This is a genomic window from Oceaniglobus sp. K40-3, from assembly GCF_055808395.1.
Genome location: NZ_CM147868.1, coordinates 1,700,455 through 1,718,770 on the forward strand (window position 1 = coordinate 1,700,455; position 18,316 = coordinate 1,718,770).

Genomic DNA, 18,316 nt, shown 5'->3' on the forward strand with positions numbered 1-18,316 from the left:
TTATCCATTCAGTACTGTAAATTCGATACGCCGGTTCCTGCGCTGATTTTCGGCTGTATTATTGTCAACAACAGGGCGGCTTTCGCCATAGCCTTTGCTGGTGATCTGGGCGCGGTCAACGCCTTTGGTCACCAGATATTCGGTCACGGAGGCGGCGCGCCGTTCGGACAGGCGCTGATTGCTTGCCGCGCTGCCGACGTTGTCGGTGTGGCCGCTCACCTCAACCAACAGGCCGGGGCAGCGGCGCACGATGTCTACGATACTGTCGAGCAGAAACGAGCTGGAACTGTCCAGCGTGGCGGAACCCGAGCGGAAATTGATATTGTCGGTGCGCGACAGAATCTCGAACCGGCCCTTGCAGGCGGCCAGATCGAAATCACCGGTGGTTTCCACCGCAGCACTGGCGGCAGGGGCCGGTTTGGCCGGGGCCGCCGCAACCACCGGGGCAGTGGGCGCATCGGGGGCGGCGCGGCCAAAGATCATGTCGAAACTGACCGTGGCCGAGGGCACGATCTTGACGTTTGCCGCCTCTTCCAGCTTGCGGATACCATTGTCGAGGTTGTGATCGGCGGTGGCGACGGAAATCGGCGTGCTGGAGGCGACGGCGACCAGAGTGTCGCTGATCAGGGTGACGGTAACCTCGGCCTCGCCCTTGGTGGTGACGCCGTGCAGATCGAGGGTATAGGGCAGGGTGATCAGCTTGCGCCGCACCTGGGGCAGATCAACCAGATCGGCAGGGTCGATATGGGCGGTGATGACCGCCTGGGGGAACTGGAACGTTTCAAAGAACAGGAACCGCATCCGCACATTGCGCAGGTCAACCTTGGTATCGACGGAATCGAGTTTGACGTTGATCGTTGCGGTGCCATCCTCGGAAATGCTGCCGTCGATCGCCGCGAAGGTGCTGGATTCAACCTTGGTTTCGTTCTTGACCGACTGGAACCGCAGGGCGGAACTGTCGGGTTTCAGGGTCCAGCCCCCGGCAAAGGGATTGTCCTGCGCCATGGCGGCAGCGGCGCACAGCGTGGCCATTCCGCCAGCCAGAACACCCCTGCGTATCAAAGATCTGAATACCGTCAAATAGCCCATGATCAAGACGTCCCTTCCGGCAAATCAAAATATATGGCGAACTCTACCAAAGTATGCACCGCTTTCATATACCGGGATACGTTACCTTTTGCTTAGCTCGACCGCAGCAGGATCGTCGATGAACCGACAGCCTCGGCAATCTGGTTGAATGCCACCTTGCGCCGCTCTGACCGTTCTGCGGCACGCAAGAGCATGGTTTGCGCCTCGCGGATGATTGCGGTCGCCTCGGCGTTGGCGCTGTTCAGGCGTTCAGGGGCCACGGGTACGATCGGGCGCGAACTGCGGTGTGGATTGTTGCCTGTCGCTTCGCGCAGGCGGGCGGGGCGTTTGGTTTTCGATGCGTTGCGCCGCGCGACCGAACGCAGTTTGCCTGCCGTCTGTTCGACGATCTTGCGGGCTTCGGCATATTCCGGGTCTTGCGGCAGGTCGGTGGCATATTGCGCCATCTGATCGGCAAGGCAATCGACCCCATAGACGACATCGGAAATCCGCAGGCACAAAAGCTGCGCATCATTGTAGGAATTGGTTGCGCTGGCTGTTTGTTGAGCAAGCCGTTCGGCCTTGGCGGTTTCGCTTGCAGACGCAGCGGCGCCTTCTTTTGCGCCACCTTCCTTTGATGTGGCGGCGGCGCCGTCTTTGGATGTGCCCGAGCCGCTGCCCTGGGCTGCCGCGCCCGATGCGCCGCCGCCGGTGGTCGGTCCGGGCGTGATGGTGGGGGCGGGGGCCGGTGCGATGAAAACGGGCGGCACAAACACCGGGCCGCTGGGATCGACCGCTTCCGAACCGCTCCAGGCGGTTGACGACAGGGCGGCCGTTATAACGACTGTCAGGCCGGAACGGGCGTAAAGCGAGAATGTCATCGGAAAGTCCTTAGAAGAGGTCTGCTATGAAATACGACACCGAAATACCCAGGCGCCTGCTGTTTTCCTGGTCGAATGCATCGTAAAGCGTGGCCGACAGGCCAAAGTTCTTGGCGGCGTCGGACCGGAACGAAGCGCCCAGGTTGACGTATTCGCCGCTCCAGGCGGCCGATACCCCGAGGTTTTCGTTCAGGCCAATACCGATGCCGCCGAATATTCCTGGATCACGCTCGTTGTTGCGAATGTTCGTGCCGGCCCCCAGTGTGAACATGATGGGAAAATATTCGCCACCCTGCGAAAACTGCACCCGCCGAAACGAAGTGACCGCGATCTTGCCCCCGGTATCGCGGTTTGACGAATCGCCAAAGCCGCCGCCATCGACGGAAATACCCACGAAGGTCGGGGCGCGCCCGGCGGAAATCTGGTGTGATGCCTTGACCTCGAAATAACCGGAATCCCCAAAGGAATCGGTCAGCGAAGTGACAAAGCCGGTAAACTGGAACCCGATACCGGTTTCGGCGTTTCCGACCCCGACGCCGAACGCCAGCGACCCGTCGATCTTGTCCCCCGGGCCCACCCGGTTGGTCGTTCCTGACAGGGCGGCAAAGGCCAGCCCGCCCGGCGCGACCGTGGCCGACTGAATGCCCAGAAGGGTTACGTTCTTGTTTGCGCCGTCGCTGGCCTGGGCATGGGCCGCACCGCCGACAGGTAACCCGATGCCCAGCGTGAACGTCAGCGCGGCGGCAGCGCCTGTTGCGCGATTGCGTAGTCTCATCACCAGTCCTCTTTCATTTCTTCCGAATATTGAGGGTCGCGTGACACCGGGTCAACTTGCAATGGAATTTATTGTGGATTGCCTTCGTCCTGTTGTCGCAATGCGACGGATTATCGCCCGTGACAAACAGTTGCTTTGCGACAGGCTCTGACCTAACGTCACTTGCAGGGGGCGGGCATCAGTTTCTGCGCCTCTGAGCGTTTGTTTGAGGAACAACAAAGCCCTGTGGGCCAATGTTTACGCCCAAAGGGAAGGATCCGCCGAATGGGTTTGGTCGGAAAAGCGACCAAAACAATGAGGCCAGAACCGGAGAAGATCGCGTGCCGATTGCTGCCATCCACCGCGACGATGACGCCCCAAGCGGCGAAAATCTTGAATATGAGAAAGTGTTTACCGATCTGCTGCTTGCGGCCCAACCCGAAGAGGAACGCCAGGCCGGAAACGAAATAATCGCGGCCCAGGAACCTGATGCAAAGGCCATCGTCGAACGCGCCGAGGCGGTGCTGGACTTGTCCAACGATCTGCGTGCGGCGATCCTTTACGGCTATGCACAACTGCGGCTGACGGGCCTGCCCGGCCTGGCCGAGGCCACGACTTTTTTGCGCAGTTCGCTTGAGGATTTCTGGGACACTTGCCATCCCCAGCTTGACGCCGAGGATGACGACGATCCGACAATGCGCGTGAACTCCATGCTGGGGCTGGTCGACACGAACACCGTTCTGCGGGCATTGCGGGCGGCGCCCCTCACGCTCAGCCCGGCGTTCGGGCGCATGTCCCTGCGCGATATGGCCATCGCTGACGGCGAAATCGCAACCCCCGAAGGCATGGAAAACCCGCCCACCGCCCAGACCGTGTCGGCGGCGTTTCAGGATACCGACCCCGAGGTTCTGACGGCGACCCTTGCAGCGGCGCAAACCGCGCTGGAGGATGTGGCCGCGATCAATGCCGTGTTCGATGAAAAACTGCCGGGGCAGGGGCCGAACCTTGGCCCGATGCAGGTGATGCTGAAAAAGGCGGTCAGCATTCTGGCGCCCCTGGTCGGTGCCCCCGAAGAGGCGAGCGAAGCGACCGATGAGGGCGGCGAACCGGGTGACGGCGTGGTCGCCGTGGCCAAACCGGCGGCGGCCCCGCCGGGCACCATCGCGTCGCCCGGTGATGTGGAAAAGGCCCTTGGCCGGATCATCGACTATTACGCCAAACACGAGCCCTCCAGCCCGCTGCCGATTCTTCTGGAACGCGCACGCCGTCTGGTGGGGGCCGATTTCATGACCATCATCGAAGACATCGCGCCCCTCGGGCTCGACAATGTCAAACTGATCGGAGGTATGGAAAACCCGGAGTGACACTACGTCAACGTCGTGCCTAAAGTGCGACCAACAAACCCAACAACCCGACTTCCAGGGAGACAGAAATGTCCAGTTCGCAGAAATTCATTGCCCGCAATCGCGCCCCACGGGTGCAGATCGAATACGACGTTGAACTTTATGGCGCCGAGAAAAAGGTGCAACTGCCGTTCGTCATGGGGGTCATGTCGGATCTGGCCGGTAAATCCGAGGTGCCCCAACCGGGAATCGCCGATCGCAAGTTTCTGGAAATCGACGTTGATAACTTCGACAACCGGATGAAGGCGATGAAACCCCGCGCGGCCTTTTCGGTGCCCAACACCCTGACCGGTGAAGGTAACCTTTCGGTCGATCTGAGCTTTGAAAGCATGGATGATTTTTCGCCCGCTGCCGTCGCCCAGAAGGTAGAGCCCCTGCGTAAACTGCTTGAGGCGCGTCAGGAGCTGAGCAACCTCATGAGTTACATGGACGGCAAGCCCGACGCAGAAGAGCTGATCGCCGAAACCATGAACAACCCTGAATTGCTGAAATCGCTCGCGGCTGCCCCGGCACCCGCTGACGAAGACAAGCCCGAAGAATAAGGAGGCGCAAAGATGGCCGAAGAAGCAACCCAAGCCGACGCCGCCGAGGGCGCAACGGAAACCGCAGAAGGCGATTTTGCATCCCTTTTGCAGAAAAGTTTCAAACCCCGCAGCGACAATGCCAAATCCGCCGTGGAAAAGGCAGTCAGCACCCTGGCCGCGCAGGCCCTGGAAAACGCCAGCCTGATTTCCGACGATGTGCTGCATTCGCTGGAATCCATGATCGCCGAGATCGACAAAAAGCTGACCACGCAGGTGAATGAAATCATCCACCATGCCGAATATCAGCAGTTGGAAAGCGCCTGGCGCGGTCTGCATCATCTGGTGAACAACACCGAAACCGATGAGATGCTGAAGATCCGGGTGATGAACATCTCCAAAAAGGATCTGCACAAGACCCTGCGCAAATTCAAAGGCGCGGCCTGGGATCAATCGCCGATCTTCAAAAAGCTGTACGAAGAGGAATTCGGCCAGTTCGGTGGTGAACCTTACGGCTGTCTGGTGGGGGATTACCACTTCAACCACTCTGCCCCCGATGTGGAACTTCTGGGCGAAATGGCCAAGGTGGCCGCCGCCTGTCACGCGCCCTTCATCACCGGTGCCGATCCGTCGCTGATGAACTTTGAATCCTGGCAGGAACTGGCAAATCCCCGGGATCTGGCCAAGATCCAGAGCACCCCGGAATATGCCGCGTGGAAATCCCTGCGCGACAGCGAAGATTCCAAATATCTGGGCCTCACCATGCCGCGTTTCCTTGGTCGCCAGCCCTACGGCGCCAAGAACAACCCGGTCGAGGAATTTGCCTTCGAGGAAGACACCGGCAACGCCGAAAGCGATAAATTCGCCTGGGTCAATGCCGCCTATGGCATGGCGACCAACATCAACCGCAGCTTCAAGGAATACGGCTGGTGTTCGCGGATCCGGGGTGTGGAAAGCGGCGGCACGGTCGATAACCTTCCCACCCACACCTTCCCCACCGACGATGGCGGCGTGGATATGAAATGCCCCACCGAAATCGGCATTTCCGACCGGCGCGAGGCGGAATTGGCCAATCTGGGCATGATGCCGCTGATCCACCGCAAGAACACCGATATGGCTGCCTTTATCGGTGCCCAGTCGTTGCACAAACCGGCGGAATACGACGATCCGGACGCCACCGCCAACGCCAATCTGGCGGCGCGGCTGCCCTATCTGTTCGCCACCTGCCGGTTTGCGCATTTCCTCAAATGCATGGTGCGCGACAAGGTGGGATCGTTCAAATCCCGCGCTGACATGGAAAAATGGCTCAATAGCTGGATCCTGAACTATGTCGATGGTCAGGCCGAAACATCGTCAGAAGGCACCAAGGCCCGCCGTCCGCTTTCGGCCGCCGAGGTCGTCGTCGAAGAGGTCGAGGGCAACCCCGGCTATTACACCTCCAAATTTTTCCTGCGGCCCCATTATCAGCTTGAAGGGCTGAGCGTTTCGCTCCGCCTTGTGTCCAAGCTGCCGTCGGAAAAAGGCTGATTTCGACTCCGGGCGCATCCCCCGCGCCCGGAGATATTAACCCAGTCGGCCCATGTGGCCGCATTTCAAAGAAGGAGAGTTCGACATGGCTGTCGACATGTTTATGAAGATTGAAGGTCCGAATATCGGAGGCGAAAGCCAGGACAAGGTGCACGGTAAGGAACTGGACGTTCTGGCGTGGTCCTGGGGTGTGTCCAACAGCGGCACAACCCACTTGGGCGGTGGTTCCGGCGCGGGCAAGGCGAATTTCCAGGATCTGAGCGTCACGACATATTACGAAAAGTCGACCCACGAATTGATCAAATCGTCGACCAAGGGCACACACCACGAAACGATCACGCTGACCTGCCGCAAGGCTGGTGACTCGCCGCTGGAATATATTACCTACAAGCTGAGCGACTGCATCATCACCAGCGTCAGCACCGGCGGTTCGGGGGGCGAAGATCGCCTGACTGTGAACTTTTCGATCAATTTCGGTGAGTTCGACATCCTGTACAAAGAGCAGGACAAGAAAGGTGGCGAGGCCGGTCAGGTGCCGTTCAAATACGACATTGCAGCCATGGACGCAAAGTAACCGTCCGCCACTGCGCAAGGGTCCGCCGGGCGCGTCTCGGCGGACCGCCCCTGTTTTCAAACCGGAGATTTCCCCGTGAACAGCGATGCAACCGATCTGTTGAAACAGGGCGATCTGTCCGGCGCCCTTGCAACCCTGCAAGGGCAGGTGCGGGCCGATCCGGCCAATGCCAAACTGCGAATTTTCCTGTTTCAACTGCTGTGTGTGCTGGGCGACTGGAAGCGCGCCATCACCCAGCTGAAGCTGTGCGCCGAGCTTGATACCATGGCCCTGCCCATGGCGCAGACATACCGCGAGGCGATCATTTGCGAAGTGTTCCGCGAAAAGGTGTTTTCGGGCGAAAAGGAACCATTGGTCTTTGGCGAACCGGCCGAATGGATCGCGCTTTTGGGGCAATCTCTCAAGGCGCTGGCAGGCGGGCAGGCGGAACGCGCCGCCGATCTGCGCGCCAAGGCGTTTGACATGGCCCCTGCGGGGGCCGGCACCCTGAACGGCGCGCCGTTTGAATGGGTGGCCGATGCCGATATGCGCCTTGGCCCGGTGTTGGAAATCATCGTGAACGGGCGCTATTTCTGGATGCCGTTCACCTCGATCGCCACGCTGACCGTGGAAGAACCCACCGACCTGCGCGATTGCGTCTGGAGCGCGGCCCATCTGACCCTGCACAATGGCGGCGATACGGTGGCGCTGATCCCCACCCGCTATGCCGGAACCGCCGAAACCGGCGATGATTCCGCCCGCCTGTCGCGCGCCACCCATTGGGCCGATGCGGGGGCCGACACATGGATCGGCACCGGCCAACGCCTGTTGACCACGGGCGAAGGTGACACGGCCCTGCTGGATGTGCGGACCCTGACGATGGACGGGCCAAGTGGCGGATAGAAATATCATCGAACGTCTGCAACCCTCCCTGTTGGACCGGTTGACAGACCTTCAGCCCGAAAAGGCCACGGAAACCCGTGACAGCCGGGTGATTGACATCAACCGTCTGCGCGACATCGTGCGCCGTGATCTGGCGTGGCTGTTGAACGCCAACAATCTCGACAGTGAAATCGACGCGGCGCATTATCCCCATGCGGCGCAGTCGGTGCTAAATTTTGGCCTGCGCGAGGTGTCGGGCGAATTTTCCACCGGGCAGCGGGTGATCGAAATCCGCAAATCCATGCAGGCGGCCATTCGCCGGTTTGAACCGCGGATCAACGAAGGCACGCTTGATATCGTGCTGCGCAAGGATGACGAGCGGGGCAAGGCGATTGTCGTGTTCGACATCGTGGCCGACATGTGGGCAGAGCCGATCCCGCTGGAACTCTACCTGCGCTCGGAAGTGGATATCACCACGGGTGAGGTCGCCTTGGAAGAAAAGAGGTAGCAGCGATGGATACCCGCCTGCTGCGCCACTATGAAACCGAACTGTCGTTCCTGCGGGAAATGGGCGGCGAATTCGCCCAGAGTTACCCCAAGATCGCCGCGCGGCTGGGCATGGACGGCACCGAGGTTCTGGACCCTTACGTCGAACGCCTGCTTGAGGGCGTGGCGTTTCTGACCGCGCGCGTCCAGCTTGAGCTTGAACTGCAATACCCGGCCTTTACCAATCACCTGCTGGATATTGTCTATCCGCACCTGATGGCGCCCACCCCGTCGATGATGATTGCCCAGCTTGCACCGGATATGGCCAGCGGCGCATTGGCCGCCGGGGCGGCATTGCCACGCGGCACGCAACTGCGCTCGGTCGCGGCTGAAGGCACGCAAACCGCCTGTGTTTTCACCACCGCCCATGATCTGACCATGTGGCCGGTTGAATTCAGCGAGGCGGAATATATCGACGGGCGGGGCGAATTGGTGGCGGCGGGTGTTGTCGGCACCGGGGTAGAGGCGCGCGCCGCAATCCGCCTGCGCCTGCGCCGCCCCGGCGGTGCGCCCCTTGATGAACTGCCGCTGGAACGGCTGACGGTGTTTCTGGGTGGCAATCCGGCGGTTGGTTGGAAGCTGCATGAATTGTTCTGTGGTGATTGTTCCGGTGTCGTGGCGCGGGGCACCGACCGGCGGGCGGATTGGGTGCTGCCCTTGCAGGGCGGGATCGAACAGCGCGGGCTGTCGCGCGCCGATGCCCTGCTGCCCACGCCGCGCCGCTCGTTGGATGCCTATCGGTTGTTGCAGGAATATTTCGCCCTGCCGGACCGGTTTTATTTCGCTGATATTTGCGGGCTGGACAGGGCAATGGCGCGCAGCGACGGCGATGAGATTGATCTTTATATCCTGCTGAAAAACGGCAACCCCGATGTGGCCGCCAATGTCATCCTTGAGGCATTCAGGCTGAACTGTGTGCCCGCCATCAACCTGTTTGAAAAACGCTGTGACCGGGTGCTGATTACCCCCGCAGACAGTGAACAACATGTGGTTGTCGATCGTACGGCGCCGCTGGATTATGAACTGATCACCCTGCTGTCGGTCACCGGAATCAGCGGCAAAGGCGAAGATGACGTGCCGTTCCGCGCGTTTTATTCCGCCACCGAATTCACCGCCGCCGGGGGCGGGGCCAGTGCGTTTTACAGCCAGGCGCGCAAGATGCGCCAGCGCACGGAACGCGAGCGGCTCAAGGCGACGCGCACCAATTACCTTGGCTCGGAAATGTATCTCACGCTGGTGGATATGGCACAGGCGCCATGGCCCGAGGGGCTGACGCAACTGGCGGTCAAGGCGATGGTGTCAAACCGCGATCTGCCGATGCTGCTGCCCACGGGGGGGCGCGATGTGTTTCACCTGCCGGGTGGCGGGCCGGTCGCCGCGATCACCACGCCGGTGCCGCCAACCCGCCCGCGCCCGACGCTGGCCCAGGGCGAAAGCGCGTGGAAGCTGATTTCGAACCTGTCGCTGAATTACCTGTCGCTGGTCGATACCGAACAGGGCAGCGGCGCCGAGGCGATCCGCGAATTGATCGGGCTTTATGCCCCGACAAATGACCGCGCCGTGCAAAAGCAGCTTGAGGGGATCACCGGCATCGAAAGTCGCGCCATCGTGCGGCGAATGTCCGACGGGATGCTGTCAACCGCCGTGCGCGGGCTGGAAATCGCGATCATCTGCGACGAGGACTACTTTGAAGGCTCGGGACCATTCCTTTTGGCCACGGTGCTGCAACGGTTTTTTGCGAATTACGTCTCGCTCAATTCATTCACCGAAACGGTTTTGAAAACCCCCCAACGCGGAGAGGTGGCCCGATGGCGCCCCGAGAAAGGCCTGGGTCAGATCCTTTAGGCCATTTTGACCGCCTGATCGATCAACCCACCACGCATCACATTTTTCACGCCCTGCGCGTGATCGAAGCCGCATTCCCCGACGCGCCCCGCCTTGGCCAGAGCCGCCGCCCGTCGCAAGACAAGATGCGCCTTGGCCAGGACCCGTCGATGGCGTTCGCGCGCACCACGATCACGTCCGTCACACGGCCCGGCGGGGCGGGGCCGGGGCGATTGCAAAACCTGTTTTTCGGGTTGTTCGGCCCCCACGGCCCCCTGCCGCCGCACCTGACCGAATATGCGCGCGAACGACAGCGAAATTTCCGCGATCCCACCTTTGTGGCCTTTGCCAACATGCTGACCCACCGGGTGATGAGCGTGCTTTACCGCGCCTGGGCCACCGGGCAACCTGCCACCGATCTTGACCGGGGGCCGCGCGGGCGGATGGCGCGCAAGGTGGCGGCGCTGTCGGGCATGCAGGGCGCCGCGTTTCAGAACCGCGACGCCATGCCCGACATGGCCAAGCGATATTTCACCGGCCATCTGGCCCGTGGTCCGCGCAGTGCGGCGGGGCTGGGCGCCATGGTGTCGGCGTTCTTTCATGCGCCGGTCAGGGTGCAGCAATTCGTGGGCAGTTGGCTCTCGCTGGAACCGGGTGACCGCTGGCAGTTGGGCGCGCCTGCCGGTCTTGGGCAAACCACCAGCATCGGTGATCGGGTCTGGTCGCGCAGCGCCAAGTTTCGCCTGCACATCGGGCCTTTGTCGGCGGCGGAATACGGGGCGCTGCTGCCCGGGGGCGATGCCCTGGCCCGGCTTACCGCCATCGTGCGCAACTATGTGGGCGACGCGCTGGATTGGGATGTGAATCTGGTGTTGCGGGCGGGCGATGTGCCTGCCGCAACCCTTGGGGGAACCACGCGGCTGGGTCAGACCAGCTGGATCGGCACGCGGGCGCCGGGGCAGGATGCGGATGATCTGTATCTCGAACCTCTGTGCCGTGAAACAATGGCCACAGAGCCGCAAAAGGGGATGGTAACATGACGGAAATCAGCCGGGTCGCGCTTTTCGGAAAGCTGAACAAGGTGGGGTATCAGGCGGTTGAGGGCGCCACGGTGTTCTGCAAGATGCGCGGAAACCCCTATGTGGAAATCGTTCATTGGCTGGCCCAGATATTGCAGGGTCAGGACAACGACATTCTGAAAATCATCAAACATTACGATCTGGATCCGGCGCGCATTTCCGCCGACATGCAAAAGGCGCTCGATGCCCTGCCGCGCGGCGCCACCAGCATTTCCGACCTGTCCGCGCACCTGGAAGAGGCGATGGAGCGGGCCTGGGTCTATGGCTCGCTGCTCTATTCCTCAAATCAGGTGCGCACCGGGCATCTGTTGCTGGGCCTGCTGAAAACGCCGGGGTTGCGGGGTGGGTTGCTGAACATTTCGGGCGAATTCGGCAAGGTGAAACCTGACGATCTGTCCGACAATTTCCACCACATTACCGATGGATCGCCCGAAGATCGCCTGTCGCCCCAGGATGGCTCCACCACCGGCGGCGGCGCAGAACCGGGCGAGGCGTCGGGCGCCCGTTCGCCTGCCGCCATGGGCAAAGAGGAAGCGTTGCAGCAGTTCTGCACCGATCTCACGCAACAGGCGCGCGACGGCAAGATCGACCCGATCGTCGGGCGGGATGAGGAAATCCGCCAGATCGTCGATGTGCTGATGCGCCGTCGCCAGAACAACCCGATCCTGACCGGCGAGGCGGGCGTGGGTAAAACCGCCGTTGTCGAAGGGTTCGCCCTGCGCATTGCGCGCGGTGATGTGCCGCCTGCGTTGAAGGATGCGCGCCTTTTGGCGCTGGACGTGGGCCTGTTGCAGGCCGGGGCCAGCATGAAAGGCGAATTCGAAAACCGCCTGCGCAGCGTGATAGACGAGGTGCAGGCCTCAACCACCCCCATCGTCATGTTCATCGATGAAACCCACACTCTGGTCGGGGCAGGCGGCGCGGCGGGCACCGGCGATGCGGCCAACCTGCTGAAACCGGCCCTTGCGCGCGGCACCCTGCGCACCATCGGCGCCACAACATGGGCGGAATACAAGAAACACATCGAAAAAGACCCGGCCCTGACCCGGCGTTTTCAGGTGGTCGCGGTGGAAGAACCCAGCGTCGAAAAAGCCACGCTGATGATGCGCGGCATCGCCTCGATGCTGGAAAGCCACCACAAGGTGCAGGTGCTGGACGAAGGGATCGAGGCGGCGGTGTCGCTTTCGGCGCGTTATATCCCGGCACGCCAACTGCCCGATAAATCGGTGTCGGTGCTGGATACGGCCTGCGCCCGGGTGGCCGTTTCGCAACACGCGGTGCCCGCCGAGGTGGATGACGCCCGGCGGCGGATTGAATCGCTGGAGACCGAGTTGGAGATCATCAGCCGCGATGAAACCGCCGGATACGATGCCAGTGACCGCAAGATGCTGATAAGCGAGCTGAAAGCGAGCGAAGAGGCGCGGCTGGAGGAGCTGACCGGCAAATGGGACGCGGAAAAGGCCATCGTCGCTGACATCCTCGACCTGCGCGCAAAATTGCGCGAGGGGGGCGCACCGGTCGATGCCCCCGATGCCGCCAGCGAAGAGGCCGCGCAAGCGAGTCCGATGAGCGGCCCGGAGCGCGAAGACCTGCTCAGCCAATTGCGCAGCAAAAACGAAGAGCTGACAACGCTTCAGGGCGAAAACCCCCTGATCCTGCCCATTGTCGATGCCCAGGCCGTGGCCAGCGTCGTGGGCGATTGGACAGGCATCCCCGTGGGGCGCATGGTGCGCGATGAAATCGACACGGTGCTGAACCTCGAAACCCATCTGGCCAAGCGGGTGATCGGGCAGGATCACGCAATGAAGATGATCGCCAAGCGCATCCAGACATCCCGCGCGGGCCTTGATAACCCCAATAAACCGATCGGTGTGTTCCTGCTGGCGGGCACCTCGGGTGTCGGTAAAACCGAAACCGCGCTGGCGCTGGCCGAGGTGATGTATGGCGGCGAACAGAACGTCATCACCATCAACATGAGCGAGTATCAAGAGGCCCACACTGTCAGTTCGCTGAAAGGCGCGCCCCCGGGCTATGTCGGATATGGCGAAGGCGGCGTTCTGACCGAGGCGGTCCGGCGCAAACCCTATTCCGTCGTGCTGCTGGATGAGGTCGAAAAGGCCCACCCCGACGTGCATGAGGTGTTCTTTCAGGTGTTCGACAAGGGCGTGATGGAAGACGGCGAAGGCCGGGTGATTGATTTCAAGAACACCGTGATCCTGCTGACGTCCAACGCGGGCAGCGACATGATCATGGATATGTGTTCCGATCCCGATCTGATGCCCGAACCCGAAGGCATCACAACGGCGCTGCGCGATCCGCTGCTGAAAATCTTTCCCGCTGCCCTGTTGGGCCGGTTGGTGACGATCCCTTATTATCCGCTGTCACCCGACATGATTGGCCAGATCACCCGCCTGCAACTGAACCGCATCAAGAAACGCGTCGAGGCGGCCCATAAGGTGCCGTTCAGCTATACCGATGATGTGGTCAATCTGATCACCGAACGCTGCCAGGAGCTGGAATCAGGCGGGCGGATGATTGACGCCATCGTGACCAACACCATGCTGCCCGACATTTCAGCGGAATTCCTGAAACGGATGATGCAGGGCGAAGTGGTGGAAAAGGTTGAAATCATTGTCGAGGATGGTGAATTCGCCTATCGTTTTGAATAGGGTTTTTCGGCCCGGGCGGTAAGAGCAACCGCCCGGGCCGCATCCGCGCCACCACGTGCAAACCAAGTCAGGACAGATCATGGCCAGACCCGTTAATCCCGAAAACTTCCCCCTCCGCATGGAGGGCGATTTCTCCGATGCGCTTTACCTCTTGGGGGCGCGGGTTGAGGAGGGGATGAATTTTCTGACCGAAACGACGATCGAATTCGTCTGTACCGACCGCGAGGTCGATCTTGAACCGCTATTGGGCAGCCCGCTGCGCGTGGTGATCGAACCCACTGACGACAGCAAACGGATTTTCCCCGGCACCTGCATTTCCATCGAGTTTCTGGGCAATCCCATGGGGCCGGCCCATTACCGCGCCCTGCTGCGGCCCTGGTTGTGGTTTCTGGGGCGGACCCGCGAAAACCGGGTGTTTCAGGACAAGTCAACGCCGGACATCCTGCAAGAGATCCTGTCGGAATATGGCGCTTGGGGCGACGTCGATAAACGGCTGAGCGGCGAATACCCGGCGCGCGAATACACCATCCAATACCGTGAAACCGATCTGGATTTCATCCGCCGGCTGATGGAGGAAGAGGGGATCTATTTCTTCTTTCTGGTCGAGGGCGAGCGGGAAAAGCTGGTGCTGGCCGATGGCCCGGGCTGCCATCAACCGATCGAACCGAACGATCCGGTCGAATTTGTGCCGCTTGATTCCGCGGGGCACCGCATGGGCGATCATGTGTTCAGTTGGGAAACCGGGCTGGCCGCGACCACGGGCAAGATGACGCTGGTGGATTATGATTTCGAAAACCCCAGCGCGAAATTGCGCACCAGCAATGCCATCCCCAAAGGGAAACATGCGGGCAAGGATCATGAGGGATACAGCTATCCCGGGCATTTCCGCGACGTTGATACAGGCGAACGCCGGGTGCGGGTGCGGATGGAATCCGAGGCGGCGCGCTATCATGCGGCCAAGGGGGCGGGGACGATTCCGGTGTTGACCATGGGCGATACATTTACGCTCAAGGGGCATCCGCGCGACAGCGAAAACCGCGACTGGATGCTGTCGCGCGCCACCCACATCATGCGCCTGACCAACCGTGATCAACCGCCCCTGAATGTACAGGCGCCATTGTCGAGCGATATGGGGCTGGATACGGCGGGTGACGATCCTTATCGCATCCTGTTCGAGGTTCTGCCCAAGGGCGAGCAATACCGCGCCCCGCTGATTACCCCGTGGCCCGAGATTTCGGGGGTTCACACTGCCATGGTCACCGGCCCCAAGGGCGAGGAAATTCACACTGATAAATATGGCCGCATCAAGGTTCAGTTTCACTGGGACAGGCAGGGCAAGCGCGACGATAATTCGTCATGCTGGGTGCGCTGCATGATGCCCTGGACCGGCAAGAATTGGGGCATGATGGCGGTGCCGCGCATCGGCCAGGAGGTCGTCGTGCAATTCGAAGAGGGCGATCCTGACCGGCCTATGGTGATCGGGATGTTGTATAACGCCGACACCATGCCGCCCTGGGAACTGCCCGCGAACATGACCCAGAGCGGGGTCAAGACCAACAGCACCAAGGGCGGCGGCGGTTTTAACGAACTGATGTTCGAAGACAAGAAAGACGCCGAACTGGTCCGCTTTCAGGCCGAGCGGGATTACAGGCAGATCGTCAAGAACGACGCCGAAATCACCGTGGGGCTGGAACATAAAGACAAGGGCGACATGAAAATGACGGTCCACCGGCACCTGAGCGAAACAGTCAAGACCGGCGATCACGCCTTTACCGTGGCCAGCGGGAAACAGACGATCAAGGTGAAAAAGGATGTGGATGAAACCATCGAGGGGAAATCCACCCAGACAATCACCAAGGATGTGACGCGCACGGTCAAGATGGGCAATGTCAGTGACACGGTTGAAAAGGGCGACGTGTCCGAGGCCATCAAGATGGGCAACGTCACGCGCAAGGTGGATCTGGGCAACGAAAGCACCACCCTTGGCGTCGGCAATTATTCGGTCAAATGCAACGCGGGCAAAATCACCATGGAGGCGATGCAATCCATCGAACTGAAGGTGGGCGGCAGCTCGATCAAGATTGACCAGATGGGAGTGACAATCACCGGCGCGATGACCACCAAGATGAAGGCGGGCCTTCAGGCAAGTGTCGAAGGCGTGATGACCGAGGTGAAAGGCTCTGGCATGCTGACCCTCAAGGGCGGCCTGACCATGATCAACTAGGAGAGGGCGGATGGACGAACGATTTGCCAACCTGAAAAAGATACCCAAAGGCCCGGCGCGCCGGTTGCTGGCGCTGGCCAATGCCAAACTTTCCACGCCGCTGGAGGCGCCGACGGCGGCCCCCGTTGGCGTTGTGCTTGCGGAACTGGCCGAAAAGGGCGCCCATGGGGATATGCTGCGCCTGCTTGCGGCGTCGCTGCCGGCGCGGGAATGTATCTGGTGGGGCTGTCTTGCGGCGGGTGATCTGGTGCCGGATGATGCCATTCCGCCGCCTTTGAACGCGGCCCGTGCATGGGTGTTCAAACCCACCGACGAAACCCGCGCCGCCGCGCAATCCGCGCTGGAAACAGCAGACCCGGACGACGACACCACCCTGTGCGCCAACGCCGTGGTGATGTGCGATGGCAATCTGGGGCTGGGGGATCTGGCGAAACTTGAGGCGCCGGCCGGGGCGCTGGGCACCTTCATTTTTGGGCAAAACGTCAAATCCCTTGGGAATTGCGATGCCGAAACCGTCGAGGCCCATGCCAACCTTCTGATCGACCGGGCGCTGGATATTGCGCGGGGTGGATCGGGCAAGCTCGACAAGGGCGTCGCCGATAAGGGGATCGCGCCATGACGCCCGCCGCCCGTATTGCGGATATGCATGTCTGCCCGATGGTCACACCAGGGGTTCCGCCGATTCCCCATGTGGGCGGGCCGATTTCCGGCCCCTGCGCGCCCACGGTTCTGATCGGCGGCATGCCGGCCGCCCGGATCAGCGACATGGCGGTTTGCGTCGGTCCGCCCGATGTGGTTGCCAAAGGCAGTGCCACAGTGATTACAATGGGGATGCCGCAGGCGCGGATGGGTGATATGACAGCCCATGGAGGGACGATCGTTGTGGGGATGCCCACGGTTTTGGTCGGCGGTTAGGGGTTTTATGGGCGTTACGCTGCATTTTCAATCCACCGGGACAGTGCCGGGAAATGGCGCGCCCGTCGCCATGGCCGGGCCATCGCTGACCATTGGGCGCGGTGCCGAAAACGATGTCTGCCTGCCTGATCCGGGCAAGGTGATTTCGAAAACCCACTGCACGATCGAGGATCATTCCGGCAATATCGTCATCACCGATCTTTCGACCAACGGCACCTTTCTGAACTATGGCAAGGCGCCCCTTGGCCCGGTGGCGACACCCCTGAACGACGGCGATATCCTGACCATGGGGTCATATGAATTGCTGGTGGAAATCGTTCATGCGCGCCCCCTGCGCAGGCACCTTTACCCCCTGCCGATGCCGATACGCCTGCCTATCTGCCGCCCGACCCCGATCTTGACGATCTGCTGGGGGGCGATCCGGCGGGGGGCGGCAATGATGCGGATTTCCTTGATGATCTTCTGGGCGATGGTGGCCCGGTGCGTGGCCCCGCCGCCGTGAACCGCCCCGAGTTGGGCGAAGACGGGTTGCTTCCGCCCCTGGGCGAGGATGAGGGTGGTTTGCTTGATCCTGCCGCGCCCGACGATGGGCAGGGCGCCAGCGACAGTCAGCATTCCGCCGCCACCTCGGATGCCTTTCGCCCCTCCACGCCGCTGATCCCCGACGATTGGGGTGATGATCTGTTGGGCGGCGGGGATGACAGTGACCCCTTCGCAGAACCGCCCGCCGCCGCGCCTCCTGCGCCGATCCCCGAGGAACCACCCCAGGCGCCACCGGCTGCCCGGGTCGACGTGGCCGCGCCTGCACCAGTGCCGGACCCAACGCCGCAGCCAGAGCCAGAACCAGCCCCGCGCGCCGAAACAACCGCGCCCGCCCCGCCCACCAACACCGACGCCGCCCGCGCGTTTCTTGACGCAGCCGGGGCGGGGGATGTGGATATTCCCGATGCCGAACTGGGTGAAACCATGGCGCGCCTTGGCGGGGTGATGCAGACCATGATCACCGGGTTGCGCGAAATCCTGATGACCCGCGCCAGCATCAAATCCGAATTCCGCATTCAGCAAACGATGATCAGCGCCGGGGGCAACAACCCGTTGAAATTCTCGATCTCCCCCGAACAGGCGATCGAGGCAATGGTGCGCCCCAGGGCCAAGGGATACCTTGCGCCCGATCAGGCCACGCAACAGGCGCTGGATGATATCAAGGCCCACGAGGTGGCCGTGATGGCCGCCATGGAGGCGGCGCTGAAAGGCATTCTCAAACAATTGTCCCCCGAGGTTCTTGAGGGGCAGATCACCAAGGGCAGCGGGCTGAGCGGCCTGCTGCAAGGCAAGAAGGCACGCTATTGGGACGTTTACGAAACCATGTATGCGCGGATTTCGGATCAGGCCGAAACCGATTTCCACGACTTGTTCAGCCGCGAATTTGCCCGCGCCTATCAGGCGCAACTGGACCGGCTGAAATGAGGG

At 61.3% G+C, this 18,316-nt stretch carries 17 protein-coding genes; 14 read left to right on the forward strand and 3 right to left on the reverse strand.

The annotated features are described in order from the left end of the window. The 3 genes from AC0L7P_RS08825 to AC0L7P_RS08835 form a co-directional block, all read right to left on the reverse strand. Complete coding sequence (locus tag AC0L7P_RS08825) at window positions 1–1,032, reverse strand: OmpA family protein (RefSeq protein ID WP_473435362.1); 1,032 nt, start codon at window positions 1,030–1,032, stop codon at window positions 1–3. Between the two features lie 149 nt (window positions 1,033–1,181). Beyond that, on the reverse strand, window positions 1,182–1,949 hold the full coding sequence (locus AC0L7P_RS08830) for a hypothetical protein (protein ID WP_473435363.1): 768 nt from the start codon (window positions 1,947–1,949) through the stop codon (window positions 1,182–1,184). Between the two features lie 10 nt (window positions 1,950–1,959). Further along, window positions 1,960–2,724 (reverse strand): hypothetical protein, encoded by a 765-nt coding sequence (locus tag AC0L7P_RS08835; protein WP_473435364.1) that lies wholly within the window; start codon window positions 2,722–2,724, stop codon window positions 1,960–1,962. Between the two features lie 320 nt (window positions 2,725–3,044). Here AC0L7P_RS08835 and tssA point away from each other — a divergent pair, with 320 nt between their 5' ends. The 14 genes from tssA (at window position 3,045) to tagH (ending at window position 18,313) form a co-directional block, all read left to right on the forward strand. Further along, entirely contained in the window at window positions 3,045–4,067 is a 1,023-nt protein-coding gene (gene tssA, locus AC0L7P_RS08840) for a type VI secretion system protein TssA (protein ID WP_473435365.1), read from the forward strand. Window positions 4,068–4,135: 68 nt separating this feature from the next. After that, window positions 4,136–4,648, forward strand: a complete 513-nt coding sequence (tssB, locus tag AC0L7P_RS08845; RefSeq protein ID WP_473435366.1) for a type VI secretion system contractile sheath small subunit — start codon at window positions 4,136–4,138, stop codon at window positions 4,646–4,648. 12 nt (window positions 4,649–4,660) lie between these two features. Beyond that, complete coding sequence (tssC, locus tag AC0L7P_RS08850; protein ID WP_473435367.1) at window positions 4,661–6,154, forward strand: type VI secretion system contractile sheath large subunit; 1,494 nt, start codon at window positions 4,661–4,663, stop codon at window positions 6,152–6,154. 85 nt (window positions 6,155–6,239) lie between these two features. Continuing rightward, window positions 6,240–6,728 carry an Hcp family type VI secretion system effector gene (locus AC0L7P_RS08855; protein WP_473435368.1) on the forward strand — a complete coding sequence of 163 codons (489 nt, stop codon included), beginning with the start codon at window positions 6,240–6,242 and terminating at the stop codon, window positions 6,726–6,728. A gap of 75 nt (window positions 6,729–6,803) precedes the next feature. Further along, complete coding sequence (locus AC0L7P_RS08860) at window positions 6,804–7,610, forward strand: type VI secretion system accessory protein TagJ (protein ID WP_473435369.1); 807 nt, start codon at window positions 6,804–6,806, stop codon at window positions 7,608–7,610. Further along, entirely contained in the window at window positions 7,600–8,097 is a 498-nt protein-coding gene (tssE, locus tag AC0L7P_RS08865) for a type VI secretion system baseplate subunit TssE (protein WP_473435370.1), read from the forward strand. The genes AC0L7P_RS08860 and tssE overlap by 11 nt, the downstream gene beginning before the upstream one ends. A 5-nt stretch (window positions 8,098–8,102) precedes the next feature. Further along, entirely contained in the window at window positions 8,103–9,980 is a 1,878-nt protein-coding gene (tssF, locus tag AC0L7P_RS08870; RefSeq protein WP_473435371.1) for a type VI secretion system baseplate subunit TssF, read from the forward strand. After that, entirely contained in the window at window positions 9,944–10,999 is a 1,056-nt protein-coding gene (tssG, locus tag AC0L7P_RS08875) for a type VI secretion system baseplate subunit TssG (RefSeq protein WP_473435372.1), read from the forward strand. Before tssF ends, tssG begins: the two co-directional genes overlap by 37 nt. Beyond that, window positions 10,996–13,707 (forward strand): type VI secretion system ATPase TssH, encoded by a 2,712-nt coding sequence (gene tssH, locus AC0L7P_RS08880; protein ID WP_473435373.1) that lies wholly within the window; start codon window positions 10,996–10,998, stop codon window positions 13,705–13,707. The genes tssG and tssH overlap by 4 nt, the downstream gene beginning before the upstream one ends. A 79-nt stretch (window positions 13,708–13,786) precedes the next feature. Beyond that, complete coding sequence (locus AC0L7P_RS08885) at window positions 13,787–15,931, forward strand: type VI secretion system Vgr family protein (protein ID WP_473435374.1); 2,145 nt, start codon at window positions 13,787–13,789, stop codon at window positions 15,929–15,931. Between the two features lie 10 nt (window positions 15,932–15,941). Continuing rightward, window positions 15,942–16,550 carry a DUF6931 family protein gene (locus tag AC0L7P_RS08890; protein WP_473435375.1) on the forward strand — a complete coding sequence of 203 codons (609 nt, stop codon included), beginning with the start codon at window positions 15,942–15,944 and terminating at the stop codon, window positions 16,548–16,550. After that, window positions 16,547–16,846, forward strand: coding sequence for a PAAR domain-containing protein (locus AC0L7P_RS08895; RefSeq protein WP_473435376.1), 300 nt, complete (start codon window positions 16,547–16,549; stop codon window positions 16,844–16,846). Before AC0L7P_RS08890 ends, AC0L7P_RS08895 begins: the two co-directional genes overlap by 4 nt. A 7-nt stretch (window positions 16,847–16,853) precedes the next feature. Beyond that, entirely contained in the window at window positions 16,854–17,348 is a 495-nt protein-coding gene (locus AC0L7P_RS08900; protein WP_473435377.1) for an FHA domain-containing protein, read from the forward strand. Further along, a complete protein-coding gene (tagH, locus tag AC0L7P_RS08905; RefSeq protein ID WP_473435378.1) occupies window positions 17,327–18,313 on the forward strand; it encodes a type VI secretion system-associated FHA domain protein TagH in 987 nt (328 codons plus the stop codon). Before AC0L7P_RS08900 ends, tagH begins: the two co-directional genes overlap by 22 nt. The last annotated feature ends 3 nt before the right edge of the window (window positions 18,314–18,316 follow it).

Excerpts from the sequence above, each read along its gene's own strand:
- AC0L7P_RS08825 (WP_473435362.1), bottom strand. The coding sequence starts at position 1,032 with ATGGCCACGCTGTGCGCCGCTGCCGCCATGGCGCAGGACAATCCCTTT.
- tssC (WP_473435367.1), top strand. The coding sequence starts at position 4,661 with ATGGCCGAAGAAGCAACCCAAGCCGACGCCGCCGAGGGCGCAACGGAA.
- tssB (WP_473435366.1), top strand. The coding sequence starts at position 4,136 with ATGTCCAGTTCGCAGAAATTCATTGCCCGCAATCGCGCCCCACGGGTG.
- AC0L7P_RS08855 (WP_473435368.1), top strand. The coding sequence starts at position 6,240 with ATGGCTGTCGACATGTTTATGAAGATTGAAGGTCCGAATATCGGAGGC.
- AC0L7P_RS08885 (WP_473435374.1), top strand. The coding sequence starts at position 13,787 with ATGGCCAGACCCGTTAATCCCGAAAACTTCCCCCTCCGCATGGAGGGC.
- AC0L7P_RS08900 (WP_473435377.1), top strand. The coding sequence starts at position 16,854 with ATGGGCGTTACGCTGCATTTTCAATCCACCGGGACAGTGCCGGGAAAT.
- AC0L7P_RS08835 (WP_473435364.1), bottom strand. The coding sequence starts at position 2,724 with ATGAGACTACGCAATCGCGCAACAGGCGCTGCCGCCGCGCTGACGTTC.
- AC0L7P_RS08895 (WP_473435376.1), top strand. The coding sequence starts at position 16,547 with ATGACGCCCGCCGCCCGTATTGCGGATATGCATGTCTGCCCGATGGTC.
- AC0L7P_RS08830 (WP_473435363.1), bottom strand. The coding sequence starts at position 1,949 with ATGACATTCTCGCTTTACGCCCGTTCCGGCCTGACAGTCGTTATAACG.
- tssF (WP_473435371.1), top strand. The coding sequence starts at position 8,103 with ATGGATACCCGCCTGCTGCGCCACTATGAAACCGAACTGTCGTTCCTG.
- tssG (WP_473435372.1), top strand. The coding sequence starts at position 9,944 with ATGGCGCCCCGAGAAAGGCCTGGGTCAGATCCTTTAGGCCATTTTGAC.
- tssH (WP_473435373.1), top strand. The coding sequence starts at position 10,996 with ATGACGGAAATCAGCCGGGTCGCGCTTTTCGGAAAGCTGAACAAGGTG.
- AC0L7P_RS08890 (WP_473435375.1), top strand. The coding sequence starts at position 15,942 with ATGGACGAACGATTTGCCAACCTGAAAAAGATACCCAAAGGCCCGGCG.